The organism is Enterobacter sp. JH25 (genome assembly GCF_021725435.1).
GTDB classification, from domain to species: domain Bacteria; phylum Pseudomonadota; class Gammaproteobacteria; order Enterobacterales; family Enterobacteriaceae; genus Enterobacter; species Enterobacter intestinihominis.
This window is the reverse complement of record NZ_CP091319.1, coordinates 4,684,061-4,697,295: the sequence shown is the minus strand read 5'-3', so window position 1 is coordinate 4,697,295 and position 13,235 is coordinate 4,684,061. Positions and strand designations below refer to the sequence as shown.

The 13,235-nt window shown below is 52.6% G+C and carries 14 protein-coding genes; all 14 read right to left on the bottom strand.

Features of this window, described 5'->3' with window-relative positions; all coding sequences use genetic code 11:
- Positions 1 to 136: 136 nt before the first annotated feature.
- Positions 137 to 1,507, bottom strand: a complete 1,371-nt coding sequence (gene glmU / locus L2Y28_RS22510) for a bifunctional UDP-N-acetylglucosamine diphosphorylase/glucosamine-1-phosphate N-acetyltransferase GlmU (RefSeq protein ID WP_022649874.1) — start codon at positions 1,505 to 1,507, stop codon at positions 137 to 139.
- A gap of 138 nt (positions 1,508 to 1,645) precedes the next feature.
- Entirely contained in the window at positions 1,646 to 2,065 is a 420-nt protein-coding gene (locus L2Y28_RS22505) for a F0F1 ATP synthase subunit epsilon (RefSeq protein ID WP_006177560.1), read from the bottom strand.
- A gap of 20 nt (positions 2,066 to 2,085) precedes the next feature.
- Complete coding sequence (gene atpD, locus L2Y28_RS22500) at positions 2,086 to 3,468, bottom strand: F0F1 ATP synthase subunit beta (RefSeq protein ID WP_003862362.1); 1,383 nt, start codon at positions 3,466 to 3,468, stop codon at positions 2,086 to 2,088.
- Between the two features lie 31 nt (positions 3,469 to 3,499).
- Positions 3,500 to 4,363, bottom strand: a complete 864-nt coding sequence (gene atpG, locus L2Y28_RS22495) for a F0F1 ATP synthase subunit gamma (protein WP_003862364.1) — start codon at positions 4,361 to 4,363, stop codon at positions 3,500 to 3,502.
- Between the two features lie 51 nt (positions 4,364 to 4,414).
- The gene (gene atpA, locus L2Y28_RS22490; RefSeq protein WP_006808751.1) at positions 4,415 to 5,956 is read right to left on the bottom strand and encodes a F0F1 ATP synthase subunit alpha; all 1,542 of its coding nucleotides are present in this window, start codon (positions 5,954 to 5,956) and stop codon (positions 4,415 to 4,417) included.
- 12 nt (positions 5,957 to 5,968) lie between these two features.
- Positions 5,969 to 6,502 carry a F0F1 ATP synthase subunit delta gene (gene atpH / locus L2Y28_RS22485; RefSeq protein WP_003862369.1) on the bottom strand — a complete coding sequence of 178 codons (534 nt, stop codon included), beginning with the start codon at positions 6,500 to 6,502 and terminating at the stop codon, positions 5,969 to 5,971.
- 14 nt (positions 6,503 to 6,516) lie between these two features.
- Positions 6,517 to 6,987: a F0F1 ATP synthase subunit B gene (atpF, locus tag L2Y28_RS22480; protein WP_003862370.1), complete on the bottom strand. Its 471-nt coding sequence runs from the start codon at positions 6,985 to 6,987 to the stop codon at positions 6,517 to 6,519.
- Positions 6,988 to 7,035: 48 nt separating this feature from the next.
- Positions 7,036 to 7,275, bottom strand: coding sequence for a F0F1 ATP synthase subunit C (gene atpE, locus L2Y28_RS22475; RefSeq protein WP_000429386.1), 240 nt, complete (start codon positions 7,273 to 7,275; stop codon positions 7,036 to 7,038).
- Positions 7,276 to 7,324: 49 nt separating this feature from the next.
- The gene (gene atpB / locus L2Y28_RS22470; RefSeq protein ID WP_022649873.1) at positions 7,325 to 8,140 is read right to left on the bottom strand and encodes a F0F1 ATP synthase subunit A; all 816 of its coding nucleotides are present in this window, start codon (positions 8,138 to 8,140) and stop codon (positions 7,325 to 7,327) included.
- A gap of 8 nt (positions 8,141 to 8,148) precedes the next feature.
- Positions 8,149 to 8,529 (bottom strand): F0F1 ATP synthase subunit I, encoded by a 381-nt coding sequence (gene atpI / locus L2Y28_RS22465; RefSeq protein ID WP_003862375.1) that lies wholly within the window; start codon positions 8,527 to 8,529, stop codon positions 8,149 to 8,151.
- 616 nt (positions 8,530 to 9,145) lie between these two features.
- Positions 9,146 to 9,769 carry a 16S rRNA (guanine(527)-N(7))-methyltransferase RsmG gene (gene rsmG / locus L2Y28_RS22460; protein ID WP_022649872.1) on the bottom strand — a complete coding sequence of 208 codons (624 nt, stop codon included), beginning with the start codon at positions 9,767 to 9,769 and terminating at the stop codon, positions 9,146 to 9,148.
- Between the two features lie 107 nt (positions 9,770 to 9,876).
- Positions 9,877 to 11,766 carry a tRNA uridine-5-carboxymethylaminomethyl(34) synthesis enzyme MnmG gene (gene mnmG, locus L2Y28_RS22455; RefSeq protein WP_022649871.1) on the bottom strand — a complete coding sequence of 630 codons (1,890 nt, stop codon included), beginning with the start codon at positions 11,764 to 11,766 and terminating at the stop codon, positions 9,877 to 9,879.
- 374 nt (positions 11,767 to 12,140) lie between these two features.
- Positions 12,141 to 12,590: an FMN-binding protein MioC gene (mioC, locus tag L2Y28_RS22450; protein WP_003862381.1), complete on the bottom strand. Its 450-nt coding sequence runs from the start codon at positions 12,588 to 12,590 to the stop codon at positions 12,141 to 12,143.
- Between the two features lie 90 nt (positions 12,591 to 12,680).
- Complete coding sequence (gene asnC, locus L2Y28_RS22445; RefSeq protein ID WP_003862383.1) at positions 12,681 to 13,139, bottom strand: transcriptional regulator AsnC; 459 nt, start codon at positions 13,137 to 13,139, stop codon at positions 12,681 to 12,683.
- Between the last annotated feature and the right edge of the window lie 96 nt (positions 13,140 to 13,235).

The following is a 13,235-nucleotide window of genomic DNA, read 5'->3' as shown; positions in this document are numbered from 1 at the left end:
GTACTGCTGGTGGGGGGAGGATTATGTTATCCCCTCACCCCAGCCCTCTCCCCATAGGGGAGAGGGTGAAAACCGCACCATTCAGTTCCCCTCTCCCCTATGGGGAGAGGGTCAGGGTGAGGGGTGTGTATTGTCGTTACTTTTTCTTCACCGGGCGTTTCCAGCCCTGCTTGCTGACCTGCGGAACGCGGCTTAACACCAGCTCGTTCTCGGCCACATCGCGCGTAACGGTTGTCCCGGCGGCAATGGTCACGCCTTTGCCCACGGTAACAGGCGCCACCAGCTGGGTATCGGAACCTACAAACACGTCATCACCGATGATGGTTTTAAACTTATTGGCACCGTCATAGTTACAGGTAATCGTCCCTGCACCGATGTTTACGTTGTCGCCAATTTCCGCATCGCCCAGATAGGTCAGATGACCGGCTTTCGAGCCTTTACCGAGACGTGCTTTTTTCATTTCCACGAAGTTACCTACATGAGCGCCTTCCAGCAGCTCAGCGCCCGGACGCAGACGCGCAAACGGGCCGATGGTACAGGCGGGATCCAGACGCGCATCTTCTACCACGCTGTACGGGCTGATTTCGCAGTCGTCACCGATCACGCTGTTTTTAATCACACAGCCGGTGCCGATTTTGACGCGGTTGCCCAGCGTGACGTTACCTTCCAGGATAACGTTAGTATCTATTTCAACGTCGCGCCCGTGGGTCAGCGTGCCACGCAGATCGAAACGCGCCGGATCGCGCAGCATAACGCCCGCCAGCAACAGTTTTTCTGCCTGCTCGGACTGGTAAATACGCTCCAGGCGTGACAGCTGTAGACGGTTGTTTACCCCGTCCGTTTCGCTGATACGCGCCGGATGAACGGCGGCAATCTCACGCCCTTCCTGGTACGCCATCGCAATGATGTCGGTGATGTAGTATTCACCCTGCGCGTTGTTATTATTGAGTTTGGACAGCCAGCGCTTCATATCCGCACCGTTCGCAATCAGGATGCCGGTGTTGATCTCCTGAATCTGACGCTGTTCGTCAGTGGCATCTTTATGCTCAACAATCCCGGTTACCTTGCCGTTTTCACGCGTAATGCGGCCATAGCCGGTTGGATCGTCCAGCACGACGGTTAACAACCCAATGCCACCCTGCGGTTTGGCTTCACGCAGGCGAGTGAGGGTTTCAACGGAGATCAGCGGGACGTCGCCGTAGAGCATCAGGATGTCTTCATCATCAGCGAAGAAGGGTGCAGCCTGCTGCATTGCATGACCCGTACCCAGCTGTTCTGCCTGTAGCACCCAGTTGAGATTGTCGTCACGCAGCGTTTTTTTCAGCAGATCGCCGCCATGTCCATAAACCAGATGCACCTGGCTGGCGCCTAATTCATTAGCTGCATCAATAACATGCTGCACCATTGGCTTTCCTGCCAGTGTGTGGAGCACTTTAGGCAGATCGGAATACATGCGGGTACCTTTGCCTGCGGCAAGGATCACCACGCTCATCGCACTGTTTAACATACGCATCCTGACGGTAGTTTGTGTGAGAAGTAAAAACGTTTGATGCTTAAAATTCTACATCTTTTTCATCATGAATTAAGGCCGAAAAAAAAAGCCAGCCTGGGATCCAGACTGGCTTTTGTGCTTTTCAAGCCGGTGTTACATCGCTTTTTTGGTCAACTCGATAACGCGCAGTTTCGCGATCGCTTTGGCCAGCTCCGCAGACGCCTGAGCGTAATCCACGTCACCATGAGAGCTGCTAATGTGCTCTTCAGCCTTACGCTTCGATTCCAGGGCTCGCGCTTCGTCGAGATCCTGGCCACGAATAGCGGTATCGGCCAGAACGGTCACACTGCCTGGCTGCACTTCAAGAATGCCGCCGGACAGATAGATAAACTCTTCATGACCGAACTGTTTAACGATGCGGATCATACCAGGCTTAATGGCGGTGAGCAGCGGTGCGTGACCCGGGAAAATACCCAGTTCACCTTCACTACCCGTTACCTGGATTTTCTCGACCAGACCAGAGAACATTTGTTGCTCTGCGCTGACGACGTCCAGGTGGTAAGTCATTGCCATATCACCCTCCGATTAAGGCGTTAAAGTTTTTTGGCTTTTTCCACGGCTTCTTCGATGGAACCAACCATGTAGAACGCCTGCTCTGGCAGGTGATCGTATTCGCCTTCCATGATGCCTTTAAAGCCACGGATGGTGTCTTTCAGGGAAACGTATTTACCTGGAGAACCGGTGAATACTTCCGCAACGAAGAACGGCTGGGACAGGAAGCGCTGGATCTTACGCGCACGTGCTACCACCAGTTTGTCTTCTTCAGACAGTTCATCCATACCCAGGATGGCGATGATGTCTTTCAGTTCCTGGTAACGTTGCAGCAGGGACTGTACGCCACGCGCGGTGTCGTAGTGTTCCTGGCCAACAACCAGTGGATCCAGCTGACGGCTGGTAGAGTCCAGCGGGTCAACGGCCGGGTAGATACCCAGAGACGCGATCTGACGGCTCAGTACCACGGTTGCATCTAAGTGAGCAAAGGTGGTGGCTGGAGATGGGTCAGTCAAGTCATCCGCAGGTACGTATACCGCCTGAACGGAGGTGATAGAACCAGTTTTGGTAGAGGTGATACGTTCCTGAAGAACACCCATCTCTTCCGCAAGCGTAGGCTGATAACCTACCGCTGAAGGCATACGACCCAGCAGTGCAGATACTTCAGTACCGGCCAGGGTGTAACGGTAGATGTTATCAACGAACAGCAGAACGTCACGGCCTTCGTCACGGAACTTCTCAGCCATCGTCAGGCCAGTCAGCGCAACGCGCAGACGGTTTCCTGGTGGCTCGTTCATCTGGCCGTAAACCAGGGATACTTTATCCAGAACGTTGGAGTCGGTCATTTCGTGGTAGAAGTCGTTACCCTCACGAGTACGTTCACCAACACCCGCAAACACGGAGTAACCGGAGTGCTCGATCGCGATGTTACGGATCAGCTCCATCATGTTTACGGTTTTACCTACACCCGCACCACCAAACAGACCAACTTTACCGCCCTTCGCGAACGGGCACATCAGGTCGATAACTTTGATGCCGGTTTCCAGCAGTTCCTGAGAGCTGGACAGCTCTTCGTAGGAAGGTGCCGCGCGGTGGATAGCCCAACGCTCTTCTTCACCGATGTCGCCTTTCATGTCGATTGGTTGACCCAATACGTTCATGATACGACCCAGTGTTGCTTTACCTACCGGGACTTCGATCGGGTGCTCAAGGTCTTTCACTTCCAGACCACGACGCAGACCGTCGGAAGAACCCATGGCGATGGTACGCACGATACCGCCGCCGAGCTGCTGCTGAACTTCCAGCACCAGGCTCTCGTTACCATTTTGTACCTCAAGCGCGTCGTACACGCGTGGTACGGCGTCCTGAGGGAACTCGACGTCCACCACGGCGCCGATTACCTGGACAATCTTTCCAGTAGCCATCTTGAATCCTCTACGTAATTCGTAAACCTGGTTAAACCGCGGCGGCCCCCGAGACGATCTCGGTGAGTTCCTGAGTAATGCTGGCCTGACGAGCTTTGTTGTAAACCAACTGCAGCTCTTTAATCAGGCTGCCGCCATTATCGGTCGCGGCTTTCATCGCCACCATTCGTGCGGCCTGCTCGCTGGCCAGGTTTTCTACAACGCCCTGATAAACCTGAGATTCAACGTAACGACGCAGCAGGGTATCCAGCAGCGGTTTCGGATCGGGTTCATACAGGTAATCCCAGGCTTTCTGTTTCAGCTCGTCATCTTCTGATGCCGGTAACGGCAGCATCTGAGTGAGCGTAGGCACCTGAGACATGGTGTTAATAAATTTGTTGCTGACAACGTACAGTCTGTCCAGACGGCCTTCATCGTAGGCCTGCAACATCACTTTAACCGGGCCGATCAGTTCGGACAGGGACGGGTTATCACCCATACCGGTCACCTGAGCGACAATGTTGCCACCAACGGAGTTAAAGAAAGAGACGCCTTTAGAGCCAATCAGTGCCAGATCGCACTGAACGCCTTTATCGGACCAGCCTTTCATATCCGCCAGCAGTTTTTTGAACAGGTTAATGTTCAAGCCGCCACACAGACCACGGTCAGTCGACACCACCAGGTAGCCCACGCGCTTAACGTCGCGTTCTTCCAGGTAAGGGTGCTTATATTCCAGATTACCGTTTGCAAGGTGACCAATCACTTTGCGCATGGTCTCTGCATAAGGACGGCTGGCCGCCATGCGATCCTGCGATTTACGCATTTTGGAAGCGGCGACCATCTCCATCGCTTTAGTGATCTTTTGCGTGTTCTGGACGCTTGCGATCTTACTACGTATCTCTTTTGCGCCGGCCATGAGCTTCTCCTCAATGCCAGACGGCTTGTCCTGAGACAAGCCGCCGGACGATTACCAGGATTGGGTTGCTTTGAAGGAATCGAGGATAGCTTTCAGCTTGCCTTCGATTTCGTCGTTATAGCCACCGGTCTGGTTGATCTCTTGCATCAGCGGAGCGTGATCACGGTCGACGTAAGCCAGCAGAGCGGCTTCGAAGCTACCGATTTTCGCCAGTTCCACATCTTCGAGGTAACCGCGTTCAGCCGCGAACAGTACCAGGCCCTGCTGAGCAACAGACATTGGCGCGTACTGTTTCTGCTTCAGCAGCTCGGTCACTTTCTGACCGTGGCTCAGCTGTTTACGGGTTGCTTCGTCCAGATCGGATGCGAACTGAGAGAACGCAGCCAGTTCACGATACTGTGCCAGCGCGGTACGGATACCACCGGACAGTTTCTTGATGATCTTGGTCTGAGCAGCACCACCCACACGGGATACGGAGATACCCGGGTTAACCGCCGGACGAATACCGGAGTTAAACAGGTTGGTTTCCAGGAAGATCTGACCATCGGTAATGGAGATTACGTTGGTCGGAACGAACGCAGAAACGTCACCCGCCTGGGTTTCAATGATCGGCAGAGCGGTCAGAGAACCTGTTTTACCCTTCACTTCACCTTTGGTGAAGTTCTCGACGTATTCCGCGTTAACGCGGGAAGCACGCTCCAGCAGACGAGAGTGGAGGTAGAATACGTCGCCCGGGAATGCTTCACGTCCTGGTGGACGACGGAGCAGCAGGGAAACCTGACGATAAGCAACAGCCTGTTTAGACAGGTCATCGTATACGATCAGCGCATCTTCACCGCGGTCACGGAAGTATTCGCCCATTGCGCAACCAGCGTATGGTGCCAGGTATTGCAGTGCAGCAGATTCAGACGCGGTAGCTACCACAACGATGGTGTTAGACAGTGCGCCGTGCTCTTCCAGTTTACGAACCACGTTGGAAATGGTGGACGCTTTCTGGCCGATAGCCACGTACACACATTTGATGCCGGAATCACGCTGGTTGATGATGGCGTCGATTGCCATCGCGGTTTTACCGGTCTGACGGTCACCGATGATCAGTTCACGCTGACCACGACCGATTGGGATCATGGCATCAACGGACTTATAACCCGTCTGCACTGGCTGATCAACGGACTGACGGTCGATAACGCCTGGTGCGATAACTTCGATTGGAGAGAAACCATCGTGCTCAACCGGACCTTTACCGTCGATTGGCGCACCCAGGGTGTTAACAACGCGACCCAGCAGGCCACGGCCAACCGGCACTTCCAGAATACGGCCAGTACACTTAACCTTCATGCCTTCGGCAAGGTCAGCGTATGGACCCATCACAACGGCACCTACGGAGTCGCGCTCCAGGTTCAGTGCGATAGCGTAACGGTTACCCGGCAGGGAAATCATCTCACCCTGCATACAATCGGCCAGGCCGTGGATGCGGATAACACCGTCACTTACAGAAACAATAGTACCTTCGTTGTGAGCTTCACTCACAACACTGAACTGAGCAATGCGCTGCTTGATCAGTTCGCTGATTTCGGTGGAATTCAGTTGCATGCTCCAGTCCCCTTAAGACTGCAAGACGTCTGCAAGGCGCTCAAGACGGCCGCGTACGCTGCCATCAATGACCATATCACCCGAACGGATGATTACGCCTGCCATTACAGACTTATCGATTTTGCAATTCAGCTTAACTTTGCGTGACAGACGTTTTTCCATCGCGGCGGTGATTTTCGCAAGCTGTTCATCACTCAGTTCAGTCGCGGAAGTTACTTCAACTTCAGCGGTAGCTTCACTAAGGGCACGTAAGTGCTCAAACTGCTCGAGAACATCCGGGAGCACACGGAGACGACCATTTTCCGCCATCACCTTAATCAGGTTCTGGCCGTTGGCATCCAGTTGCTCTCCGCACACGGCGATAAACGACGCGGCGAGGGTTTCAGGCGCTAACGCACCAGAAAGCAACTCGGCCATTTGTTCGTTTTTCGTCACCTCAGCGGCAAACGCCAGCATATTCTGCCAGCGATCGACATTTTGGTGTTCGACAGCAAAGTCAAAAGCTGCTTTGGCGTAGGGGCGAGCTACCGTAACAAATTCAGACATCAGCCCCTCCCTCCTTACAGTTCAGCGACAAGTTTGTCCACGATGTCGCTGTTAGCAGCTTCATCCACGGAACGTTCGATGATCTTCTCGGCGCCAGCAACAGCCAGAATCGCAACCTGCTTACGCAGTTCTTCACGAGCACGTTTACGCTCAGCTTCAATTTCAGCCTGAGCCTGTGTCACGATCTTAGTACGTTCCTGTTCTGCTTCAGCTTTGGCTTCGTCCAGGATCTGAGAACGGCGTTTGTTAGCCTGTTCAATGATTACCTGAGCTTCAGCTTTCGCTTTTTTCAGCTGGTCTGTCGCGTTGGCCTGTGCAAGGTCCAAATCTTTCTTAGCGCGTTCTGCGGAAGCCAGACCGTCAGCAATTTCTTTCTGACGTTTTTCGATGGCAGCCATTAAAGGCGGCCATACATACTTCATGCAGAACCAGACAAAGAGAATAAACGCGATGGCCTGGCCGAGGATTGTTGCGTTCATGTTCACAGCACAATACCTCTTAAATTTCTGTGGCTTGGGGTTTTAAAACAACTACTACGCGACAGCAAACATCACGTACAGACCCAGACCTACAGCGATCATTGGGATTGCATCCACCAGACCCATAACGATAAAGAACTGAGTACGCAGCAGAGGAATCAGATCAGGTTGACGCGCTGCGCCTTCCAGGAATTTGCCCCCGAGGATGCCGATACCGATCGCAGCACCGATAGCCGCCAGACCCATCATCACAGCGGCAGCCATGTACAGCAGATCCATATTCAGGTTTTCCATGACAGTCTCCAGTTTGTTTCAATTAAAACGTAGTAGTGTTGGTAAAAAATCAGTGCTCTTCAGACGCCATCGACAGATAGACGATCGTCAGAACCATGAAGATAAAGGCTTGCAGCGTAATGATCAGGATGTGGAAAATGGCCCATGGCACATTCAGAATCCACTGTGACCACCACGGCAGAAGACCCGCGATCAGAATGAAAATCAGCTCACCCGCATACATGTTGCCGAACAGTCGCAGACCCAGTGAAACAGGTTTGGACAGCAGGCTAACGCCTTCCAGGATCAGGTTGACCGGAATAAACGCCCAGTGGTTGAACGGCTGCAAGGTAAGCTCTTTCACAAAGCCGCTTACGCCTTTCATTTTGATGCTGTAGAAAAGAATCAGGATAAATACGCCCAGCGCCATCGACAGGGTGATGTTCACGTCGGCAGACGGAACCACGCGCAGGGCAGGCAGACCGAAGACATGCTCGCCGATCCACGGCAGGAAATCGATAGGCAGAAGGTCCATCAGGTTCATCAGGAAGACCCAAACGAACACGGTCAGGGCCAGCGGAGCAATCAGCTTGCTCTTACCATGGTACATGTCTTTGACGCTGCCATGGACAAAGCCGATGATCATCTCGATGAACGTCTGGAATTTCCCTGGAACACCGCTGGTCGCTCGTTTAGCAACACCGCGGAACATGGCCAGGAACAGAAGACCCAAAACCACCGAGAAGAACATGGAGTCGATGTTGATCGTCCAGAAGGTGGCCGGGGGGTTATGTGGATCCACCAGCGAGAATGTACGCAGGTCCAGCTGAAGGTTATTCAGATGGTGACCTATGTAATCCTGCGGCGTCATATTTTCTGAAGCCATGATGCCTTTTACCCTTTGTTATTGATTACAGCTGGAGCCAGAACTTGTACCACCAGCACCAAAACCCACGTTGCTATCAGCGGCATGAATACCACTTTCAAAACCGCCAGCGCCATCACCAGTAGAGCAAAGGTCAGCAACACCTTACACACTTCGCCGAGAGCGAAGGACCAGGCCACGCGGCCTTTGGCGGGTGTATGCGCCTGATGACGCCAGGCAAAAATCATAAACAACACGTTTGGCAGAACCACCGCCAAACCTCCGCACGCGGCGGAGATGCCCCAGAAGGGGTCTTTGAGGCTAAACAGCAGTCCACTTGCTATCACAGCCAGAAACTGAATGAACAGAAGCTTACGAGCAACGTTTCTACTCAAGAGCGACACAGACATCACGTTTTTACTCCTGCTCCCTTCGAGGTATGCCGCGTGTCGTATAAAACGTCCTTTAAGGCTCAGAGTCAAGCATCAAAAAGCGGTCAAATTATACGGTGCGTACCCGTGATTTCAAACATTAAGTAGCGAAAAGGTGAATAAATGTTTAAATATTTTTCCCCAGTCCTATTTTTCAACTTTTGAACTCAGTGCCAACCTTCAGGCAAAACTGCAAACAGCGCGGAAACGTTGGTGATAAAGCGTGCACGAGATCACAAAATACACATTTGCGATAAAGTGGTATTTATCAAAGACGTAAAACGATTTATTTCATCCGATTGAAATTAAAGCAAAAAAATCGCAACTATTTTTAAAACAGAGCCGTATACAACAAAAACCTTTTATTGACATTCTTAATAAATATTTAACATCTCATTCTTGTTGCCTTTACCCATTTTTAGCAGGCTGATATTTTCATGGTTGACTATCTTCAGGGTGAACGAATCACTTCAGGTTAACCATAAGAAAATCCATGGTGACAACAAGGTTAAATTAACTACGGCCAAATCAGACTGGATGTGCTGCTTTTTAACACCATCAGAACAGCACAAATTCCACATTTTTTATTAATTTTTTAAAATGTGTTTGGCTTAATTATCACCAGATGACGCTCACCTTCGAGCTGAGGGATCTGGAGTTTTTCAATGGATTCCACTGCAAAACCGTCCGGAAGCTGCTCTATTTCGTCCCCCGGAAGTTGTCCTTTCAGCGCATAAAAACGGCCCTTATCCGCCGGCAGGTGTTTGCACCAGCTCACCATGTCATTGAGTGAGGCAAATGCGCGGCTGATAACGCCGTCAAACGGTGGCTCTGCCGGGAACTCCTCTACCCTGCTCTGCACGGGCGTGATGTTTTCCAGCTTCAGCTCATGCTGAACCTGTCGTAAAAAGCGTACGCGCTTGCCCAGACTGTCCAGCAGCGTGAAATGACTCTCCGGTCGAACAATAGACAACGGAACGCCCGGCAAGCCCGGACCGGTGCCCACGTCGATAAAACGTTCACCGGTAAGATACGGCGCCACAACGATGCTATCGAGAATATGGCGAATCAGCATCTCGTTGGGATCGCGTACGGAGGTGAGGTTGTACGCTTTATTCCATTTGTTCAGCATATCGACATAGGCCACCAGCTGATTTTTCTGGTGATCGGTGAGCGAAATACCTGCCTGTTCCAGCAGACGAGAGAGTTTATTGAGCACGGTGGATACCTGTTGAGAGATTTTTCGCCCGGTGGCACTGCCGCTTACCGGGCCTACGATTAAGTAGGGCGGGTAAGCGAAGCGCCACCCGCCAAAAGCAATGTTAATTACGCGCTACGGCGCAGCATACCCTGCTTTTTCAGCCACACCAGCAGAATCGAAATCGCGGCAGGTGTGACACCGGAGATACGTGAGGCCTGGCCAATCGACACAGGTTTGTGATCGTTCAGCTTAGCGATCACTTCGTTGGAAAGCCCCGTCACCTGACGATAGTCCAGCATTTCCGGCAGCAGCGTATTTTCGTTGCGCTGCTGTTTTTCGATCTCATCCTGCTGACGCGCGATGTAACCTTCGTATTTCACCTGAATCTCGACCTGTTCAGCCGCTTCAGCGTCTTCAAGGCCCGGTGCGAACGCGGTCAGTTTGACCAGATTCTCGTAGGTGACTTCAGGACGGCGCAGCAGATCTTCACCACTGGCTTCGCGCGAAAGCGGCGCAGTTAAGTGAGCGTTCACTTCAGCAGCAGTTTCCGCCTGCGGATTCACCCAGGTGGTTTTCAGGCGCTGACGTTCCTGTTCGATACGCTCCAGCTTCTCGTTGAAGCGCGCCCAGCGTTCGTCATCCACCAGACCCAATTCGCGGCCCACCTCGGTCAGACGCAGATCGGCATTGTCTTCGCGCAGCATCAGGCGATATTCCGCACGAGAAGTAAACATGCGGTACGGTTCTTTGGTCCCCAGCGTGCAGAGATCGTCGACCAGAACGCCCAGGTAAGCCTGAGAACGCGCCGGTGCCCAGCCCTCTTTCTCGGCAGAGAAGCGAGCGGCGTTCAGACCGGCCAGCAGCCCTTGTGCGGCAGCTTCTTCGTACCCGGTGGTGCCGTTAATCTGGCCTGCGAAGAACAGACCCTGGATGAATTTGCTTTCCAGCGTCGGCTTCAGGTCACGCGGATCGAAGAAATCGTACTCAATAGCGTAGCCAGGACGAACGATCTTCGCGTTTTCCATCCCCTGCATTGAACGCACAATCTGCATCTGCACGTCGAACGGCAGGCTGGTGGAGATGCCGTTCGGGTAAATTTCGTTCGAGGTCAGCCCTTCAGGTTCGAGGAAGATCTGATGCTGGTTACGATCGGCAAAGCGCATCACTTTATCTTCGATCGACGGGCAATAACGTGGGCCGATCCCTTCGATCACGCCGGCGTACATTGGGCTGCGATCGAGGTTGCTGCGGATCACGTCATGGGTTTTTTCATTGGTGTGCGTGATGTAGCACGGCACCTGCTGCGGATGTTGCGCCGCATTGCCCATGAACGAGAACACCGGCATCGGGTTATCACCGTGCTGCTGTGCCAGTACGCTGAAATCAATGGTACGCGCATCGATTCGCGGCGGCGTACCGGTTTTCAGGCGGCTTACGCGCAGCGGCAGCTCACGCAGACGACGAGACAGCGGAATCGACGGCGGATCGCCCGCACGGCCACCGCTGTAGTTGTCCAGACCAATATGGATTTTACCGTCCAGGAATGTCCCGACCGTCAGCACCACCGCTTTTGCGCGGAACTTGAGACCCATCTGGGTCACGGCGCCAACAACACGATCGTTTTCCACGATAAGATCTTCTACAGCCTGCTGGAAGATCATCAGGTTCGGTTGGTTTTCCAGCGCGGTGCGCACAGCCTGACGGTAAAGCACGCGGTCTGCCTGTGCACGGGTGGCGCGAACAGCCGGACCTTTACTCGCGTTTAGTATCCTAAACTGGATGCCCGCATGATCGATCGCTTTCGCCATCAGGCCGCCAAGTGCATCCACTTCTTTTACCAGGTGTCCTTTCCCAATGCCGCCAATCGCCGGATTACAGGACATTTGTCCCAGCGTGTCGATATTGTGTGTCAAAAGCAGGGTCTGCTGACCCATTCGCGCTGCGGCCATTGCGGCCTCAGTGCCTGCGTGACCCCCGCCAATGATGATGACGTCAAAAGGATCCTGATAAAACATGGTGGTCTGCCTCGCGTAAAGCGGTATGAAAATGGATTGAAGCCCGGGCCGTGGATTCTACTCAACTTTAGTCTTTCGAGAAAGCATTGGGATCCTGGGCTATTAAAAAGAAGATCTTTTTATTTAGAGATCTGTTCTATTGTGATCTCTTATTAGGATCGCAGACCTTTGTGGATAAGTCCGATCCCATAAATAAGATCATGCAGTTAGGAAGGATCGTTTGCTGTGAATGATCGGTGATCCTGGACCGTATAAGCTGGGATCAGATCGCCACTTTATACACAGGTCAAAAACTAAACTAACGTTGTTCTTTGGATAACTACGGGTTAATACGAGCTTTTAACCAGAGTTATCCACATCTGATCGCACGATCTTTAATCGTTTTTGAGTAAATTTTTCCATTCCGCGAGCCAGATCTCGGCTGGATCTTCGGGAATATCATGATCGAGGATGTTGATCTTCAGCGTTTCACCCAGCTGTTTTGCTCCGCAGGCGGTCACCGCAGCTTCTACTTTCTCTATGGCGCCACAGAAAGTGTCATATTCACGGCTGCCGATCCCCACAGCGCCAAACCGGACGTTTGACAGATCGGGCTGTTGTTCCAGCAGTTCGTCATATAAAGGTTGCAGGTTATCCGGCAGATCGCCCGCGCCGTGCGTGGAGGTGATCAGCAGCCAGACCCCGTCAGTCGGGAGATCTTCCAGCAGCGGTCCGTGCAGCGTTTGTGTAGAAAAGCCCGCGTCTTCCAGCTTCTCAGCCAGATGTTCCGCTACATATTCCGCACCGCCCAGGGTGCTGCCGCTGATAAGAGTAATGTCCGCCATTGATCGCTCGCTCAGATAAAGAGGCGGCCATTGTACGCTGTGAACGAGCTGGGATCTACCTGTGGAAAATGTGGGAATGAAATTGCCCGATCACGGGCGGATAGTACGCATGATCGGGTTTTGCAGGGAGATCAGGGTTTCGGTGGACTGAATTTCATCGATTGTTTGGATCTTGTTGATAAGTACCTGCTGGAGGGCGTCGATGGATCGGCACATGACCTTTATAAAGATGCTGTAGTGCCCGGTGGTGTAGTACGCCTCAGTGACTTCATCCAGCGCGTTCAGCTTCTCCAGCGCGGAGGGGTAATCTTTGGCGCTTTTCAGAATAATGCCAATGAAGCAGCAGACGTCGTAGCCGAGTTGCTTCGGGCTGACATCAATGCGTGCGCCGGTGATGATCCCGGCCTGCTTCATTTTCTCTACGCGAACGTGAATGGTCCCCGGGCTGACGCCAAATTGTTTCGCCAGTTCGGCATACGCGGTGCGTGCGTTGGCCATGAGCGCTTCCAGAATGCCGCGGTCCAGATTGTCGATCTGATAATTTTCCATAGGTTTTTCTTATGAAGATTAATGATTCCTTCTATTCTAGCGTCTTATTTTAACGAATCAAAAGTGAAGGTGGCTTTTTGTTGATAGGTTATTGAA